The sequence below is a fragment of the Gloeotrichia echinulata CP02 genome, from assembly GCA_038087035.1.
Taxonomy (GTDB): Bacteria; Cyanobacteriota; Cyanobacteriia; order Cyanobacteriales; family Nostocaceae; genus Gloeotrichia; species Gloeotrichia echinulata.
The window spans coordinates 3592753-3610776 of record CP051187.1; the positions used below are offsets into that span (position 1 = coordinate 3592753).

18 protein-coding genes are annotated in these 18024 nt (G+C 39.7%); 6 read left to right on the forward strand and 12 right to left on the reverse strand.

Features of this window, described 5'->3' with window-relative positions; translation table 11 throughout:
- The first annotated feature begins 174 nt into the window (after positions 1–174).
- Complete coding sequence (locus tag HEQ19_15755; protein WYM00747.1) at positions 175–1200, forward strand: hypothetical protein; 1026 nt, start codon at positions 175–177, stop codon at positions 1198–1200.
- Positions 1201–1339: 139 nt separating this feature from the next.
- Here HEQ19_15755 and HEQ19_15760 read toward each other — a convergent pair whose 3' ends face one another.
- From HEQ19_15760 to HEQ19_15770, 3 genes are all read right to left on the reverse strand, one after another.
- Positions 1340–1873, reverse strand: a complete 534-nt coding sequence (locus tag HEQ19_15760) for a GNAT family N-acetyltransferase (GenBank protein WYM00748.1) — start codon at positions 1871–1873, stop codon at positions 1340–1342.
- On the reverse strand, positions 1874–2185 hold the full coding sequence (locus tag HEQ19_15765) for a DUF1778 domain-containing protein (protein WYM00749.1): 312 nt from the start codon (positions 2183–2185) through the stop codon (positions 1874–1876).
- A 229-nt stretch (positions 2186–2414) separates the two neighbouring features.
- Positions 2415–3899, reverse strand: coding sequence for an acyl-CoA synthetase (locus HEQ19_15770; protein ID WYM00750.1), 1485 nt, complete (start codon positions 3897–3899; stop codon positions 2415–2417).
- A 125-nt stretch (positions 3900–4024) separates the two neighbouring features.
- On the opposite strand from HEQ19_15770, the gene HEQ19_15775 reads away from it, so the two are divergent.
- A complete protein-coding gene (locus tag HEQ19_15775) occupies positions 4025–4378 on the forward strand; it encodes a hypothetical protein (protein WYM00751.1) in 354 nt (117 codons plus the stop codon).
- Between the two features lie 397 nt (positions 4379–4775).
- Here HEQ19_15775 and HEQ19_15780 read toward each other — a convergent pair whose 3' ends face one another.
- The 3 genes from HEQ19_15780 to HEQ19_15795 all read right to left on the reverse strand — a co-directional run bounded on the left by HEQ19_15780 (position 4776) and on the right by HEQ19_15795 (position 6934).
- Positions 4776–5012 (reverse strand): DUF4327 family protein, encoded by a 237-nt coding sequence (locus HEQ19_15780; protein WYM00752.1) that lies wholly within the window; start codon positions 5010–5012, stop codon positions 4776–4778.
- A 1199-nt stretch (positions 5013–6211) separates the two neighbouring features.
- Positions 6212–6628: a 30S ribosome-binding factor RbfA gene (gene rbfA / locus HEQ19_15790; GenBank protein WYM00753.1), complete on the reverse strand. Its 417-nt coding sequence runs from the start codon at positions 6626–6628 to the stop codon at positions 6212–6214.
- Between the two features lie 99 nt (positions 6629–6727).
- Positions 6728–6934: a DUF751 family protein gene (locus tag HEQ19_15795; GenBank protein WYM00754.1), complete on the reverse strand. Its 207-nt coding sequence runs from the start codon at positions 6932–6934 to the stop codon at positions 6728–6730.
- Between the two features lie 148 nt (positions 6935–7082).
- On the opposite strand from HEQ19_15795, the gene HEQ19_15800 reads away from it, so the two are divergent.
- On the forward strand, positions 7083–7910 hold the full coding sequence (locus tag HEQ19_15800; GenBank protein WYM00755.1) for a DNA adenine methylase: 828 nt from the start codon (positions 7083–7085) through the stop codon (positions 7908–7910).
- Here HEQ19_15800 and HEQ19_15805 read toward each other — a convergent pair.
- The 3 genes from HEQ19_15805 to HEQ19_15815 form a co-directional block, all read right to left on the reverse strand.
- On the reverse strand, positions 7907–8389 hold the full coding sequence (locus tag HEQ19_15805; GenBank protein ID WYM00756.1) for a PD-(D/E)XK nuclease superfamily protein: 483 nt from the start codon (positions 8387–8389) through the stop codon (positions 7907–7909). The two genes, HEQ19_15800 and HEQ19_15805, sit on opposite strands and share 4 nt — an antisense overlap.
- A 558-nt stretch (positions 8390–8947) precedes the next feature.
- Positions 8948–10168, reverse strand: a complete 1221-nt coding sequence (locus HEQ19_15810; GenBank protein WYM03440.1) for a HetZ-related protein — start codon at positions 10166–10168, stop codon at positions 8948–8950.
- Positions 10169–10536: 368 nt separating this feature from the next.
- On the reverse strand, positions 10537–11196 hold the full coding sequence (locus HEQ19_15815; GenBank protein ID WYM03441.1) for an L-threonylcarbamoyladenylate synthase: 660 nt from the start codon (positions 11194–11196) through the stop codon (positions 10537–10539).
- A gap of 164 nt (positions 11197–11360) precedes the next feature.
- Between HEQ19_15815 and larC the strand changes: the two genes are divergently transcribed.
- Positions 11361–12629: a nickel pincer cofactor biosynthesis protein LarC gene (larC, locus tag HEQ19_15820; GenBank protein WYM03442.1), complete on the forward strand. Its 1269-nt coding sequence runs from the start codon at positions 11361–11363 to the stop codon at positions 12627–12629.
- 357 nt (positions 12630–12986) lie between these two features.
- Here larC and HEQ19_15825 read toward each other — a convergent pair whose 3' ends face one another.
- Complete coding sequence (locus HEQ19_15825; GenBank protein WYM00757.1) at positions 12987–13580, reverse strand: hypothetical protein; 594 nt, start codon at positions 13578–13580, stop codon at positions 12987–12989.
- Positions 13581–13919: 339 nt separating this feature from the next.
- Between HEQ19_15825 and HEQ19_15830 the strand changes: the two genes are divergently transcribed.
- Complete coding sequence (locus HEQ19_15830) at positions 13920–14843, forward strand: lysylphosphatidylglycerol synthase domain-containing protein (protein WYM00758.1); 924 nt, start codon at positions 13920–13922, stop codon at positions 14841–14843.
- Positions 14844–14909: 66 nt separating this feature from the next.
- Here HEQ19_15830 and HEQ19_15835 read toward each other — a convergent pair whose 3' ends face one another.
- Complete coding sequence (locus HEQ19_15835; GenBank protein WYM00759.1) at positions 14910–16235, reverse strand: hypothetical protein; 1326 nt, start codon at positions 16233–16235, stop codon at positions 14910–14912.
- 548 nt (positions 16236–16783) lie between these two features.
- Positions 16784–16975 (reverse strand): hypothetical protein, encoded by a 192-nt coding sequence (locus tag HEQ19_15840; protein ID WYM00760.1) that lies wholly within the window; start codon positions 16973–16975, stop codon positions 16784–16786.
- Positions 16976–16988: 13 nt separating this feature from the next.
- On the opposite strand from HEQ19_15840, the gene HEQ19_15845 reads away from it, so the two are divergent.
- On the forward strand, positions 16989–17927 hold the full coding sequence (locus HEQ19_15845) for a Fic family protein (protein ID WYM00761.1): 939 nt from the start codon (positions 16989–16991) through the stop codon (positions 17925–17927).
- Positions 17928–18024: the final 97 nt, after the last annotated feature.

Sequence of the window (18024 nt, forward strand, 5' to 3'; positions counted from 1 at the left end):
ACGCCTACCTGTAATAACGTTTTGTGCATCTTGCTCACCTTTTTATTTTTTTCTGCTACCCCGCATTATTGAGCCGATACGTAAAACTTTTGATTGGGTATAATCAATGATTGCCGATCTTTTAACTTGGGTTAATGTAAGTGTATCAATAGTTAATAAGACACTCAAATATTTATGAGTTCACTAATTCAAGAGTTACAGCAGGAAGCTTATAATCCTTCTGTATCTGTTCTCGATTTACTTCGCAAAGCCTTAATTGTTGCGACAAAATTGAATATTACAGAGTTTCAGGAATGGATTGAATTGGAGCTTAAAGGCTATCAAGATCAGCCAATACCTGATTATCGAAAAGTTGCAGCAACAATAAGGGGGTGGAACCCATATCATGGATTGCAGCCAATAGTGGGACAGGACCAATACACTCTCGAACTTTATAAAAATGCTTGTAGTCGTCCAATTCGTCAATCTATTAGTGAGCTAGTTGCTTTAATTGATAGTGGGGAAAATGAAATGCAATTGCAACTGTCACCTAAAATAGAATCAATATTAATTGGTACTGTAAATGCACAAATTAAAATTATCATAAGTAGTGCAAGTATAAAAAGAATTGTAGAATCTGTAAGAGATGTAATCCTTCGCTGGTCATTAAAACTAGAAGAACATGGTATTACAGGTGAAGGAATAAATTTTACACAGCAAGAAAAGCAAATTGCTGGTAAACATGATTATAGTAGTTTTATTCAAATTAACGTAGGTCAGGCTCAGTCACAGATGCAAAATTCATCATCAGAAAGTCAATCAAACTCTGACACCTTTAATAATGATCTGCGTGGATCAAACATAGGAAACTTTGCTAATCAAGTTAAAGATAATGCACGTCAAGTATCTTGTGATTTTTCACAAAATATTGGTCAAAACAGTGATGAAATTGTTAAGATAATTACTTCTCTGCGCGAAATTGCTCAAGACTTTCCAGAAGAGAAGCGTGAAGAGATTATGGTACATTTGGAAGACTTAGAGGAAGATATTACAAAACCAGAGAAGCTAAAACCCCAAAGAATCAAGACTAGAATAATGAGTTTATTAACCATAAGTAGTATGTTTTGTCATGTTGTTGCTGGAGCGGCTGACTTTAGCAATAATGTATTAGAACTATCTGAAAAATTAGGAGTTCCAATTGAAAGAACTTTGATTAATTAGCAGATAGATGTTTGTTGAATTAAACTAATTCTTTTTCATAGCCATCAGTTACCAAAACCCTTATTGCTAGAACGGATTATTGCACACGAAAATTGCCAGAAAACCCTATTCAATGCGGACTGCTCGCCAAACATCAAAGTTACTTAAAAAGTTTGGCAATAGTCTCCATCAATAGAAATAATCGATAAGGGAAATTAGGAAATTGAATGAAGTCAAAATGCTGGTAAAACAAACGAGCTTGATTATCTTTAGCACCAACCACTACAGCTACTGTAGCTATTTCACTTTGAAAACTTCGATATAGCGCATCCATTAAAAGCATTTCCCCTAATCCTTTTCCGCGATATTTATTATCAACTGCTAATCGACCTAAAAGAGTTGCAGGAACATTTGGATATTTTGGCAGTTTTTTAGTTATCTCGGTTGGTAATTCGCTAAATATAATGCTAGTTGAAGACAAAGTGTAATACCCAATGACTGTACTAGAACTTTGTTCGATCAAAACAAAGGGAGCAGCCATATACTTCCTAGCATCTTGACTGGCTTGTTGCTTCAAATAAATATCCAGTGACTCGACCCCACAAGAAAAAGCCGCCCGGTCTTGTTTAGCCAGCGGCTCTATTAAATAATTATCAGAAGTATCCGAAGTATCCGAAGTATTGGAGAACGTCACTTATACACCCATTTTTTGCTGATAACGTTGGGCAGCATCTCGTAATTTTGTACTAGGTTCTGGGGGATTTAGCAATGCTGCAACAAAAACCTCTTGATCTTGCTTAGTTAAGATCATCATTTCCTGTTCCTGAATAACTTGTTTAGCAGCATTCAAAACACTACTAATCACAAAATCCGTTAGTGTTCGACCCTGAATATCAGCAGCACGCTGGAACAATTCTTTTTGCTCTTTAGTGACACGAGCTTCCAAACGTTCAGCTTTGGAGCGCTCTGAATTTACTTTGGAGCCTTTAGTCACTGGGATGGTCATGATAGCCTCTAGATAATAAAAATGATTGGCTTTAATCAAAGTATAATGATTTTGCAGTCTTCAAGTTATTTATTGACTGCAAACCATCAACTTTTTCGCAACTTTGAGCAATTTTAACCATCTGTCAGCATGTACGGCAATTAGCCTCACATACAATATAGCAAAATCGCTCTTCATCCTGTCAATAAGTATTTATACTCATATATTCGAGTTTGTAGGTCTGCAATCTTTAGCGAAATAGCTCAACCATTGTCGGCTTAGTCACTTTCCCCATTGCATTACGCGGTAATTCTTCCACTATCAAAATGCGAGTTGGTATTTTATAAACTGCTAATTGCTCTTTTGCCCAACTCCTCAAAGATTCTAATGTCAAAACCCGTTCTGGTTGCAATACTAAAGCAGCACAGACTCGCTCACCCCATTCTGAGTCAGCAACTCCAACCACTGCACATTCTTGAATATCTGGATGGGTTCTTAACACTTCTTCAATTTCTAAAGCGGAAACTTTATACCCTCCCGTTTTGATGATATCTACGCTCATGCGTCCGAGAATCCGGTAGTTCCCGTTCTCGACGACCGCCAAATCTCCAGTACGGAACCAGCCATCTTGGAAGCTTTTAGCGGTGGCTTGGGGGTTTTGCCAATATTCTAAAAATACTGTGGGGCCTTTGACTTGAATTTCGCCTGGTGTCTCTGGTGGAACTAACTCGCCACTTTGATCCACTAATCTCACTTCCACTTGCGGTAAAGGCTGACCCACATATCCGGCGTATCTTTGACCGTGTAAAGAGTTGGATAGCGCCATACCAATTTCCGTCATTCCATAACGTTCTAGCAGAAAATGACCGCTAATAGTCTGCCACTTTTCTAATACCTGAACTGGTAAGGCGGCTGAACCAGAAACCATGAGGCGCATTTTCGCACAGCCTGCGGACATGATTTTTTGACGTTCCCTAGAAGCTTTTTCCCAAGCAGTAATCAGCTTGACATAAATTGTCGGTACTGCCATAAATAGAGTTAAGTCACCGTCACAAATTCGATTCCAAGCGGTTTCGGCATCAAATTTGCTTAACATATGGCACTCCGCCCCAGCCCATAAAGCACAAGTCAGGACGTTGACAATTCCATGAATATGGTGTAGGGGTAATACATGCAAAATGTGGTCATCCGATGTCCATTCCCAAGCGGTGATTAAGCTAGTCACTTGAGCTTGGATATTTTCATGGGTTGTAACCACACCCTTCGGTTTACCTGTTGTGCCGCTGGTGTAGAGAATTAAGGCGCGTCTGGTGATATCGACCTCTGGGAGACAACCAACATGATCTGGTAAGGTTTCACAGGTGAGGATAAATCGCAAATTGTGTTGAGTAGCGATCGCTCGCAGTATATCCTCAAAATTGGGATGGGCAACAATAATCGATGCTCCAGAATTTATAATGACATACTCCAATTCTGGTCGCGGGTGGGAAATACATAGAGGTACCGCTATTCCGCCAGCACGCCAAATCCCCCATTGTGTAGCTACATACTCAAACCCAGGTGGGATGAGAAAAGCAACTCGCTGCTCCTGTAAATCTTCTGCATCCTGAAGCAGACCTGTGGCTATTTGACTGGAGGTGTGGAGCAAATCCCGATAGGTAAATGCTTTGTCCGTTGTAGCTATCGCTATTTTTTCGTTATGTTCTTGAGCGCGATTAATTAACGGGAGATTCACTTTTATTTAACAATTTGTGGTTGATTTAGTCTACTTACAACCATTAGAGCAGACTAAGTAAGTCCGCGCAAATAAACCGATTCGGGTAATATGAGTAATTATCAAGAAGTGATAATAAATAGCTCATGTCTTCAACTCCTCTGACATTAAACCTGATTGAAGGTTCTGTCGCTTTTAGTTTTTCACCCCAAGCAGCCCAGGAATTAAAAGCCGCATTAGATGAATTAATAGCCAGCCTAAAAGCTGTCGCTGCTAAACCCACTCCAGGCGGCAGCAAACCCACTCCCCAGCGTCCTGTAGAATATCGTTACACTGGTGAAGTATTTCTAGAAATTTTCTGTAATCCGAATATCTGGCCGACTCCCTTTGCGGCTAAAGTTCTGCTTACCGTCCGCGATGTCAGTATCCGCTTGACTACAGAAGCTGAACTCACTCGCCTCATTGACGATGTTAACCAGTATTTAGACCAGGTAGGTTGACTTTGTAGTCCAATTTGTAGGGTGCGTCAGAGCGAGAAAACTTTGCAATAGCAAGAGATCACTGGTACTGACGCACCCTACTCCTAACTCCTCACTCCTAAGTCCCTGAAAAATTACCGGAGCAGTCCAAGATTGGAAACCGCCCCGGTTAGGGAATCTAGATACTATAGCCAAGCAAAGGCGCCGGATACAAACAACAACGCCGAAAATTTCACTGCTTGAAAAAATGTATAAATCAGACTCTAATGCTTCTGTATTAATCGGGAACTGACGATTTTAGATTGAGAAAGCCTAGTTAAAATCAGAGATTATCCCTCAGATCAGGCGCTAAATCGTTAGTTATCAAATCCAGAAAGCCAAAATACACCCCATTAAAAATTTAAAAGTCAGCCTTAATTTAGTCGTTGTCCCATTCTTCACGACCAATCAAATCGCCAATGCGATCACGTAACAAAAAGTCACATTTTTCTAGTTCACATTCAACGCAAACCCACTCTCTCGCTGGAATGTATTGGCAGAGTGTATATATGGGCTGTTGTCGGCTGATCATTCCCTTTTGCACCAGTCGGCGTGCTTCGTCCTGAATTACGTTCAGAGAGTAGTAATTGATAGAGGGCACCGTATTCACACTCATGGTTTTTACTCACAAATTACACGTAGATAGTGTTCCCTATATTTTTTAGGAACAAACATTACAAGGTTTAGACTTGTGGCTAAGGTTTTGTAGTTTGCTATACGGAACTATTTACATTTTGACGCTACACATGCTCAAAATATCTAAAGAAATGTTAAGAATGTCAAAATTTCCTGACATTAGCTATAAACCTGCTTGACGAAGTAATACTTAGTAGCTAATAAAATCAGTATACAATGTCTGGCGACTTGTATTTTAGAGTCGATAAAATTAGCGTCTGGCTGCTTTCAGCCATAATTTGGTGGGCGAATATAGTTCATACTGAAGATGCTTTATATACTAAGACATGCACCGTAATGTGCTATTTAGGGTGGTGAAGAGCTGCTCAGTTGCTAATAGTTGCCCATAGGAAACCCAGCCAGTAATGACTGGCAATAAATGAGTATAAACTATTGCAAAATATAAGGGCTAACGTACACCACAAAGGCTAGGAGTGTTCTATCTGTTAATAATTTTTTAAACACCTCTTGATTTGCTTTGTTAATTATGGCACTTAATAAAACCAGATTGCCTCGGATAAACAGTTAGTAGTTGGGTGGGGTGATGTAGTTTTAAACTAGCGATCGCCTGAAGCGGCGCAATATTGGGGATTTACCACCACAATGTTATGTAACTCAGTGGTATAGAATCATGAGTTTTGCTTGATATAGATGAGTTGTGCTGATGATAAACCTATCAAGCCATAAATAATTTGACTAAAAAACAGGGGGTTGGGGACTGGGAGAAGGCGCCAGTGAGGCTGTTATTACAGCAATTTTCACGCAATCAGCACAGAGCTTTGTAGGGGCGCAAGGCCTTGCGCCCCTACCGACAATCATCGGATTGGGAGAAGGCGCCAGTGAGGCTGTTATTACAGCAATTTTCACGCAATCAGCACAGAGCTTCGTAGGGGCGCAAGGCCTTGCGCCCCTACCGACAATCATCCTCACATAGTGGATCAAATGGGTGTTACCCCTTATTCGCGACTCTGTGTCCTTGGGGTATTGGGCATAGGGCAATGGTAAATTCTTCCCCATACCCAAAAACTCCATTAACCATACTCACATTGAAGCAGACGCGCTCTAGTGAAATCTGTCAACTGCTTGGCGAATTTTCGGAAATTAATTGTTATGGAAGTTACATTATTGTTTCAATTATTTCTAAAATTCATCATCATCATCATCGCGGCTGTTGTCATTTTCTCCTGACAAATCTGCCTGGGGACGCTCATCTTTGAGTTTGCTCAATAGCGTCAGTACCTTAGTACCGCGTTCTAAGGAACGGTCTTCGACAAATATGACTTCTGGTGTGCGACGTAGCCTTACCCTAGCACCGAGTTCGGTACGGACGTAACCAGTTGCCGATTTTAAGCCTGCCATTGTCTCTGCCTTAGCTTCTTCGCTACCATAAATGCTGACAAAGATTTTGGCGTGTTGCAGGTCGCCAGAAACATCAACATCAGTGACACTTACCATTCCTGTGCCCACGCGGTCATCCTTGATACCGTGGAGCAGCATTTGGCTAACTTCCCGTTTGATCAATTCAGCAACGCGGGAAACGCGGCGATTTGTAGCCATAATAATTACCCCTCCTCACAGAGGATATAGAAAATAAATAGATTCAATTTGGGGAGAACGCCCTCAATCGAGGCGGTCAACCCCTGGTATGGGCATAGTTTAGATTGCACTTAAGCCCAGCATCGCTCGTAGGGTGAAAGTCATGAAGGCTAGGCTAGCCGCCAATAAACCCAAGATGGCGATCAATGTGACTGGCCGTTTCAAGAACGGGAACAATGGCTCAAAGGTGTTCAGGAAAATGCCTAAGACGATAGTAATGAGGTAGCGGGGGTAGCGCAATACGTTATCCCAAAATCCGTCAAACATTAATTTAGACTGCCTTGTTATAGACTATACGTTTGTTTTCATGTGCTTGTTTACTTTAATTGTAATCGATAGTGCTATTAATTTTATATTTTAATATAAAATATGGTTCGTCAGTTATATTGGTTAGATTTGGTAGCTGTGCAATTAAATGGTAAGTCAAATTCATCAAGCAACTTGTCCACGTCCGTTTTTGAAGTGGGCTGGGGGTAAAAGTCGGTTGATTCAACAATATATTCCCTATTTACCCAAGAATTACAAGACTTACTATGAGCCATTCTTAGGTGGTGGGGCTGTTTTTTTCTATCTGCAACCACCAACGGCAATTTTAACTGATATTAACGCTGAATTAATTACTACTTATTGCTGCGTTCGCGATCAAGTAGAGGAATTAATCTGTCTTCTTAAAGAGCATAAAAGCCGACATAATAGAGATTATTACTATGATGTTCGAGCTAATCCTGGCAGAACAGATTTAGAACAAGCTGCCCGTCTAATTTATCTAAACAAAACTTGTTTTAACGGTCTTTATCGGGTAAATTCTCAGGGGCAGTTTAATGTGCCCTTGGGCAGATACGAAAATCCTAATATTTGTCATGAGGACTTATTGCGTTCAGCTTCAGTAGCACTTGCTAACGCCAAAATTAAACATGCAAATTTTGTAGATGTGTTGAATCATGGAACTAGTAGTGATGATTTTGTCTATTTTGATCCACCATACTATCCTGTAAGTCAAACTAGCAATTTTACACGTTACAGTAGCTATTGTTTTGATGAAATGCAGCAAGTTCAATTAAGAGATGTATTTGTTAAATTAGCTGAACGTGGTGTTAAAGTCATGTTATCTAATTCAGACTGTCAATTTATTCGTGAGCTTTATGGTGGTTTTAATATTCACATTATACTAGCGGCGAGAGCAATTAATTCTAACGCCAAAAAACGGGGTAAAATCACAGAAGTATTAGTCACTTCCTATTAAAGATTATTATTAGACCAGGCAATAAATGAACTTAAGCTATGGAGTGCAAGGAAATTTTGATTGTAACCAACCTGTGTGGTTAACCAAGATATAGCCTGTGGTTTCATTCCTCCACCGTCAATTAATACAACTGTTTTTGCAGGATAGCAATTTTGAATATTCAAGTTGAGGTAAGGGAGCTTTTCATCAACTGAACCGCTAGTTTGCTGCCATTTACACTCAATAATCAGACCAGATGAAATTGAGCTAGCACCAATAATATAAAAATCTACATATATGTCACTACCATAAATTCCCTTTCCTATATAAACCTGTCTTGCATATCGTTTTAATATATTGTTCGAGCTTAAAAGACATGCATGGCGCTTTTTTTTTGGTAAATCAGAGCCTACTTGAAGATATCCATGTCCCAGCAAAGTGCCTTCTACAGCTTTTTCCAAGACATTGCCAGAAATAACCGCTCTTCCACCTTGAGTCATTTTGTTCCTGATTTTTTCAGAGTTTTCATAATTTTATGATGCCCGAAAAGCAATAGTAAATGGTCGGTTATCGGAATTTTCAATTTTGGATGGATTAATCTAGATTGATTGGTAAAGAATTTGCCAAAATGGTACTTATGTACTAAATAAATACAAATGTATTAATAATTTGGAAATGAGATTTTATATGGATTATACTTCCTATTGACCAAAGCCAAACCCCCATTCCTTGACTCGGTAAGCACAAGGAATGGGGGTGAGGTTCTATATTTTATTGTGTCCACGATCCTAAGTTGATAGGGGTTTAACCGACTATTTGGGACGACAGATGAGATGGGTGGGAAACACCTGAAAACAGAGTAAAATTCACTTTTTGACTGCAAAATTGCCAAATTTACCAACGAGCGTTAGTTCCTGTAAATTCCCCATCTTTCTGTCTAATTCTCCCATCAGCAGTTTGTAAGGCCAGTTGTCTGTAATCACATGTGTACAACGAAGAACAAAACCGGTGAAAGTTAGCTATTTTGCTCTCAAAAGTTATGCAAGTCATTTACAGCTTCAGCCTATTTTGACTTCAGCATTACCATTGCGGATAGCCCATGCTAGATCTAAAAGTTGAGTCCAGCGCTTTTGGAGTTGCTTGGGGGTGCATTTGATAGTTTTAGCGATCGCCTGGTCACTATTGCGGGCAATTTTTAATTTTAAGATTTGTTGCTGCTGTTCCGATAGTAGACCCAAAAATGTATCCCATTGCTGGACGGATAGACCTAACTTGTGTTCTAAGCCAGCACCTAACCATTGATGTACCAATTGCCAGTGGTGTTGCTTGGCGAATTTTTCGACATGGTATTTAAAACGCTGTTGTAGATAGTCACGCTGACGGCTGGTTAGTCCGAGGATTTGGTCAATTTCTGGGGCTGAGAGGTCTTGGAGTTTGAGACTTAAGTAGTTCATGCAGTCAGATTGACCTTGAGATTCTAAGTATTTCATCAACTCAGAAATGACGCGATCGCGTTCTGACTCTTCGGATGGATCAAAGTTATTTTGGGCAATCATTTGCGATCTTAGCTGTTGCACCGCCGAGTTGCGCTGGTAAGCTTCTCCCTCTTCACTCTTGGCAGACTCCACTGCCATTTCAATATCTACAGTAGTTTCTTGGGGTTGACGACGGGCAAAACCTTGGGCACGCAGAATAATTAATTGTTGACTAGCACTACCAGGTAAATTGATGCGGCGCTTGGCATATTGTTCTGTAAACGCCATGTATTCTGCTAATTGTAACTGAGTGCGGGGCGTGTAATTTTCAGGTAGTTCATTTTCCCGGCGGAAAGCTTTGATCGCTTCGATGTAAAATGCTTGTAGGAAATCTTCAATCAGATTGTAACGAGCCTCAAATCCTAAATCGGAGCCGGAAACTGTGACGTGGCGGTAAACTATAGCACCCAGGCTACTGTGCAATTCTACGCGACCCCGACGGGAACCCAATTGGTAGTAACGTAGACATTTTTGCAGACGATGCCTTGCTAAAGTTAATTGCCAGGACTGGATCTCGCCAGATGTTTGGATGCGGGAGCTTTTATTGCAAATGCGTTCTACTTCTTTAGCTATACGATTTGCTACAGCTTCCACACACCCAGGTGCGGCTTTAACTTGAGATTGCAGCTCCTGACACAGCAATTCCATCAAGGTCAGGTTATTGCTAGCTGAAAATTCTTCGGTCGCAACTTGAGAGTCAAAAGCAGATGTAGAAGTTGGTAGATTAACGAGGTTAGATTTCATGAATTTTCCTGGAAGTGGTATAGCACCGTAACTACAACGCCGAGTCAACACTTGAGGCCAGTTTTGGCTGAAGAATCTCTTGGCTTTCATCCATCAAGACCAGCCGCAAGCACCGCTCACATATAAGACTGTAAGGAATCCGATAAAGTTACGGGCAAGGCAATGTGTCGGTTTTTAGATAGCAACTAGATTCACGCTGGCACAGGGGTAGCCACCATGTTCTAAAAATAGCCAAAACCATTGTTATATAAGCTTTGCAGTTATCCCCATTTATTTGCCGATAAACCTTGGGAGTATGACAATTGCAAAACTGGAGTTTTTTGATCATGTTTTCCGTAATTCACAGGTTAGGCGATGAAGTGTAAAAATTACACCCATGCTGCTGCAGCTTCCCAGCCTAAACCCCGGCGTGTAATTACTGCTGCGTCTCCTGTCAAGTCTAATATCGTAGACACATCGTATGTGGGTTCCTCGCCAGTGTCTACAATGACATCGACCAAATTGTCTAAACGGTCAAATAGCTCCACCTGGGACAGAATCGATTGGGGATTTACCTCACCCATCCCATCATTTTCCTCATCTGGAGGCAGATGTGCCGAAGTTGAAATAATTGGATTTCCCAAAGCTTTAAGCAATGCTAAACATACGGTATGATTGGGCACTCGAATTCCAGTAGTATTCCGTTTGGGATTTTGCACCAGTCGCGGTACCAACTTAGTAGCAGGTAGCAAAAATGTATAAGTTCCGGGTATCAGACGCTTCATAATCCTATAAGCTGTATCACTTACAAAGGCATAAGTCGCTACATTCGACAGCGAGGGACATAAAAAGGTCAGTGGTTTATCATTTGCTAGCTGCTTAATTTTTCGTACTCGTTCCACCGCCGACTTGGCATTCAAATCACAACCGATTGCGTAAACTGTATCTGTAGGATAGAGCATCACTGCCCCACTAGAAAGTGCCGATTTTATTTCCTCTATTCGGCGAATTTGAGGATTATCAGGATGGACTGTGAAAATCTTTGCCATAAAATTTTGGGGATTGGGGATTGGGGATTGGGGATTGGGGATTGGGGATTGGGGATTGGGGATTGGGGATTGGGGATTGGGGGGGAATGACAACTGACAACTGACAAATGACAAATGACAAATGACAAATGACAAATGACAAATGACAAATGACAACTAACAATATGAATAAGATTGCTTATCTTCAATGTCCGACGGGAATTTCTGGTGATATGTGTCTGGGAGCCTTGGTAAGCCTAGGGGTTCCTATACAGTATTTGAGTGAAAAAGTCAATAGCTTGGGAATTGCTGAAGAGTACCAATTAAGGGCGGAACTGGTTCAGCGTAATGGTCAACAGGCTACTAAAGTCCATGTGGACTTAAGCCACGATCATGACCACCACGACCATGAACACAGTCATCATCATGGACGCCATCTGCCAGAAATCGAGGGGATGATTCTCCAAGCGGGGTTGCCATCAAGGGCAGAAGCTTGGAGTTTGGCGGTATTCCGACAACTAGCAGTAGCAGAAGGGGCAGTACATGGGATTGCACCTGAAAAAGTTCATTTTCATGAAGTGGGTGCCGTTGATGCGATTGTGGATATTGTCGGCACTTGTCTTGGGTTAGATTGGTTAGGTATTGAAAGCAATCAAGATGGATTGCCTCTACTATACTGCTCGGCCTTCCCGACAGGTGGAGGGACTGTTCGCGCTGCACACGGACAGATGGCTGTACCTGTACCAGCGGTATTGAAGTTGTGGGAAATGCGGGGGTGTCCGGTTTATAGCAACGATATTGAACGAGAATTAGTGACACCGACAGGCGCCGCGATCGCCACTACCCTAGCCCTCAATTTTGGTTCACCACCTCCAATTACGATTCAGCAGGTGGGACTAGGAGCAGGGACGATAAATTTACCCATACCCAATATACTACGCCTGTGGTTGGGTGAAAGGGCAAGTTTAGAGTCAAATATCACCACTGCTGAGGATACCAGCCCCACTTTAGAAACGATATCGGTGCTGGAAACGCAAATTGATGACTTAAATCCCCAGGCGATCGGCTATATTTTTGAAGTGTTATTTGCAGCGGGTGCTGTGGATGTCTTTACCCAAGCGATCGCCATGAAAAAATCCCGTCCGGGGATTTTACTGACGGTTATTTGTCATCCAGAAAATTTACTCAATTGTGAAGCGATTATCTTCCGGGAAACCACTACTTTAGGAATTCGTCGCACGACTCAACAAAGAGCCATTTTACAACGGGAAATTCAACAAGTAGAAACCGAATATGGAACTGTGCGCGTCAAAGTAGCATGGAAAAACAAAGAAGTGATAGCTAATGTGCAGCCTGAATATGAAGATTGTGCAAAATTAGCGCAAAAATACAATATTCCCTGGCGTGAAATTCACCGCGAAGCATTACACACTTGGTATTTACAAAATAAGTAGCCGTGATTAACTGCGTACACCAGAATAAAAAAATCTTATTCCCCTCCTCGCTTACGCTTAGGGGAGACTTTAACGTAAGTCAACCGATTTTCGATTTTGGATACTTCGACTTCGCTCAGTACAAGTTTTGGATTGACCCCGACGACAAGGGGTAAACAATTTTAGATTTTGGATTTGGAATTTTGGATTAAATCTAAAATCTAAAATCTAAAATCTAAAATCTAAAATCTAAAATTTTGCGGAGCCTGTAAGGTACCGAAACAATCTAAAATCTAAAATTGGCTTGGTCAAAAGCGGGGTGGGGTTGTTTTTTGTGATTTATGCAAGAAGTTTATTGACTAAGTTCAATCAACGTCTTCATCTAGTCACAGCATCAGATGCATCTTCTACTGTACGCTGAACCTTTATCTTTGTATCCTCTGCTGCACGTTGAATGTTTTTAGTCAAGTCTCTAGCAGCATTTTTGGTGTTTTCTTGGAGATTTTCAAATCCTCGCTGCGTTCCTTGAGTTAAGCCTTCCCGCAATTCTTCAGCTGAACTGCTAACATCTTCACCAAAGCGATTGACTCTTTCATTTAAAGGTGTTCCTTCTTGATAATTGCGGACATATTGCTCTACACTATCAATGCCCTTTTCATCAATATTCCTTTGAGCATTTTCCTTGAGAGATTCAGCTCTAGCTTGGGCTGCATTTTCTGCGGCTTCTGACCTCGGATCAACATCACTAAAGTTATTTATCCCACGTTGATAGGGGGTAGAAAGATCATAACCATCACTTTTTGTGGGATCATAACTTTGAGCATTAGGTGGTTGGGAAGCAGGCTGTGGTGGCTCTGCTGCGATTCCTGGACGATTACAAGCTTGTGCCAAAACTAGAAATATTCCAGCCAAAAACACCGCTAATATTTTTAGGGGGCGAATATTATTGAGCCAAGCAATTAATCTTTGCATAGTGATACTCGTATTGAATCAAACATTTAACATCGTAAAAAATATCAAATATTAGTTCCTCTAGCCTAGGTATCATTGTTTTTATGACAATTACATCTTTTTTTTATAACTATGGAGAGATAAAATTTTACTAAGCTTCCTAGGGGCGCAAGGTCTTACGCTAGGGGACTCAAACCCAAGAATGAATTACGAATTAGTAAATCACAAAAAGTGTAAACATAACTACAAAAAATATTGATACTTGTCAGATTGTTTGCTGCAAATGTTGGGATATATAGCTGATATACCATAAAATTTGAGGTATTCAGACCTAGTGGTTATAACTTTGAAATTAGCAATATGATCAAGAAAATTCTCCGCTGGTTCATTTTGGGTGGGACTCTGTTTTTCCTAGGGAAAGCCCTCAAGGATCACTGGGTGGAAGTGACGGCTATTCACATTGATGGGGTAGGATGGGCAATTTTAGCGATCGCCACAGGTGTAACAATACTTGCACATACATGGGCAGGCTGGATATGGACTTGGATTCTGTACGAGTTAAATCAACCTGTGGAGACTTTTGAGTTTATCCAAGTTTACCTCAAAACGAACATTGCAAAGTATTTACCTGGGAATATTTGGCATCACTACGGGCGAATTGTCGCGGCAAAAAATGCTAGGATTCCTGCTGGGGCTGCTACTTTAAGTGTTTTGCTAGAACCACTGCTGATGGCTGCGGCGGCTTTAATCATTATTCTTGTATTTGGTAGCCAATTTACGGCTTATAATACTAGTTTTGGACTGCAAATATTACAATTTCTCAGTTTGGTTATTGTGCTTTGTGCTGTTCATCCCTGGTTTTTGAATCCAGTTATCCGCTTTTTGCACAGACTGAAAAGGAAAAAGTCTGATACTAATATCAACTCCAGCATTGGTTTCTATCTTGAACGCTATCCCCTGCGTCCTTTGTTAGGAGAATTGGGCTTTTTGGGATTGCGTAGTACTGGATTTATCTTAACTCTGTTTGCCCTGGGTCCATTGGATATGAGTAAAATTCCTTTGCTGTTAGGCGCTTTTAGTTTCGCCTGGTTGTTAGGGTTTTTGGTTCCGGGGGCGCCTGGTGGGTTGGGTGTGTTTGAAGCAACGGCGATCGCCCTTCTTCAATACCGTTTTCCAATTGCAATAGTAATTAGTGCGATCGCTCTCTATCGTCTGATTAGTATTGTCGCTGAAACTGCTGCTGCTGTCTTGGCTTGGCTTGATGAAAACTTGGCTAAATCCTGATTTTTGCCATAGCATCACTGTAACACACACATCAAAATTTAATTAACTTACTAAAAAATTTGTTACTCATTTATGTGCATCTACTTTTAACTGAGAGAACACACGATAATCATCTAAATTTGATGTAAAATAACTATCTTTTTCTAAATTATTTATTTTGAGCAGGTTATATTCTACATTTTCCGCATAAATTGCAAATGTGATATTAAATATTTCCACAAAATTAATGAACCATTTACATTCATTTTCAGGATATTGTTCATAGTAATTAATCAAATGAGCAATCCGAATTTCTAAATGACTGCGTGCGTTTCTACAAATTAGAATAATCTTCAGCAGCACAATCACCAATGTCAAATAATGCCCCTGAGAAAGCAATAAAATGAATAATGGTGAGGGTTCTTTTCCATTTTCTGTGATCAGACAATCAATCACAAGGTTACAAGTTCTCAACAATAATTTATGATCGATAATTTCATCATGACAATCGTCCTTCCAATCTGATAGTTTTTCTGCTAAATAATGCTGAATGTTTTTTACTATTTCCTTGGTTTCTACACTAAAAAATAAATACTTTTGGATACTTTCTTTAAATTCTTCCAAGGTTTGACCTTGAGTCTGTTTAATAAATATATGGGCAACATTCTCATAACTAAATACACCTTTTTTAAGTATAATCATCTTGATTATCCGCAAAACATTATCCCCCAAAATGCTGGGATTTTTGTAACGGCTTGAAGTTGAGGCGGCGGACTGACAACGAGCAATGTACATTGCTAATTCTAACTTAAATTTATCCTTCAATTTTTTAGAAAGTTTTATAGCCGCCTCTTGTTCCTCTTGTGATTGATTGGTATCAAGAGATTGAGCTACTAACAAATAAGCTGTATACCGATTAGTCCAATTACTTTTTGTGTTATCTTTCGTTTTAGATTTATAAGCAAATAATTTTAGCTCTGTATATTCATCACTATTAACAAAATTATCTAACCATTTTTTGTAGATGTTTATTTTGCGATTATTCGTTTTGTTCCAAGGCGGTAATTCCTCAAATAAATTAACTAATTTTTCGATATGTTTATATTTTCTAGACCTTTCCCAGTTATTAATTATAATGTAGCAGCATCGCGTGATTGTATGCTTAAATTCTTGTTCCCGACTTGTAACAAAAAAACGATATATTTCGGGTAGATTATCCGAATTTTCGGAATATAAGCAATCTATAAATAAACTTTTAAATTCCCGTAAAACGTCATCCGGTGTCAAGGTTTGGACAATTTCCACCAAAAATTGGTAAATCTTTTCCTGGACATTTTGTAAATTTATCGGTTTAGACTTCCAAGGATAAATATACTGATGCGCCTGAGTAGTTTGTAAAGTTTTAAAGATCATGTTATTTTTCAAGACCAAAGAGTTTACTGATCCTATAGTTATCAGCTTACCCTGACTGAACAATAGATTGAAGCTCTTGTTCAAAGATTAAGTAATCTTTTGAATTAAATTTGATGAGGTTAGTATGTCAGAAAATTGGCCTACTAAGTAATAAAACTGAAAATCTCTTGATTGAGATCGTAGTAACACTACCACAAACAAATTATAATTTTTCTGTTGAGCTACTTAACAGCAATTTGCTGTATTTAATAACACTTATTGAACAATTGAACTAATATTACTTAATCTTCTAGTTAAAAATCACTTTAATGTAGTAAGTAGGTCGGCGAGAAAAAACCAAACTATGTAACGGAAAGTAAAATCTCTGTATTTGGCTAGTAGTTGCGCTTTAGCGCTAAAGCGCAACTACAAACCAGTGATAATTATTTACGCCGACTTACTTAAGTAGGTCAGCGTAAATAAACCATACTGACTAGGGTCGTCATTGGTCATTGGAAAGCATTTCCGGGATATTTACGTTTCGTAATATAGTTTTGTTTTTTCGCCCCCTAAGCGCATTCCGCGTTATGTGGATAGGTTTGAGGAGGAGGAGATTGATCTGGCGGTTGTAGCGGCACAGTTAAGGCGGTGCGATCGCGATATGCTGGAGACGGATCGGCTGATTCGGCGGTTTTGTGAGGAGTTGGGGATTGATGCACCGTTTTAGGGAATAGGAAATAGAATAAAAAAACATTACCCATTACCCATTACCCCATGCTACTGTCTTCTTCTCAACTCTACGAGCAGTTTATTGAACAGGTAATTGGTTTAAGTCAAGAAAAAGACTTTTCATTGACTGCTTTAATAAGTAACTATGTGAGTATGAATTATCAGCTTAAATTAGAGCAAATAGACAAGTTAAAAGCTTGGTTAGATGGCTTTAGACCTTTTGATAAAACAATTATTGCGGAACTCAAAAAGCTGTATGATGTCCGCTTTACTTATAACTCTAATGCCATTGAAGGGAATACTTTAACTCAAAGTGAAACCGAGTTAGTGTTAACTAAAGGGATTACAATTGGCGGCAAAACTCTCGATGAACATTTAGAGGTGATTGGACATAAAGAGGCGATTGACTATATTGAGAGTTTAGCCCAAAAAGATACAGAAATTAATGAATGGGAAATTAAACAAATTCACAATCTTATTCTGAGGAAAATTAACCCTGATGAAGCAGGTTGTTATCGTAGACTGGATGTGATGGCAGCAGGAACAAATTATCTTTATCCTCCCCATTATTTACTGTCTCAATTAATGACAGATTTTGCAATTTGGCTCAATTCAGACGCTGCTTTAAAACTCCATCCAGTAGAATATGCAACAATGGCTCATTATCGTTTTGTCTCGATCCATCCTTTTCGGGATGGGAATGGGAGAACGGCTAGATTATTGATGAATTTACTCTTAATTCGTGCAGGGTATCCCATTGTGGTAATTAATAATCAAATTCGCAATGATTATATTAACGCTTTGGCTTATGGACAACAAAATCAAGATGATTTAGGTCAGCTTTTTGATTTAGTTTGTGATGCTGTTATGACTTCATTGGTGGAAACTTTAAGATTATTAGTAACTGCAAATAGCAGTCGAGAAAAGGGTCATGTTTTTTATCAGGAAATTACTGATTTTATTGATAATTATTTGAGGGTATAGGAAATATAACAGCTTTCAGCTTTAAAACCATTTAACCTCAAGGACAATGCTAAACTACAGCGATATGGACATTTAAGGTAATACCATCAATTTCGCT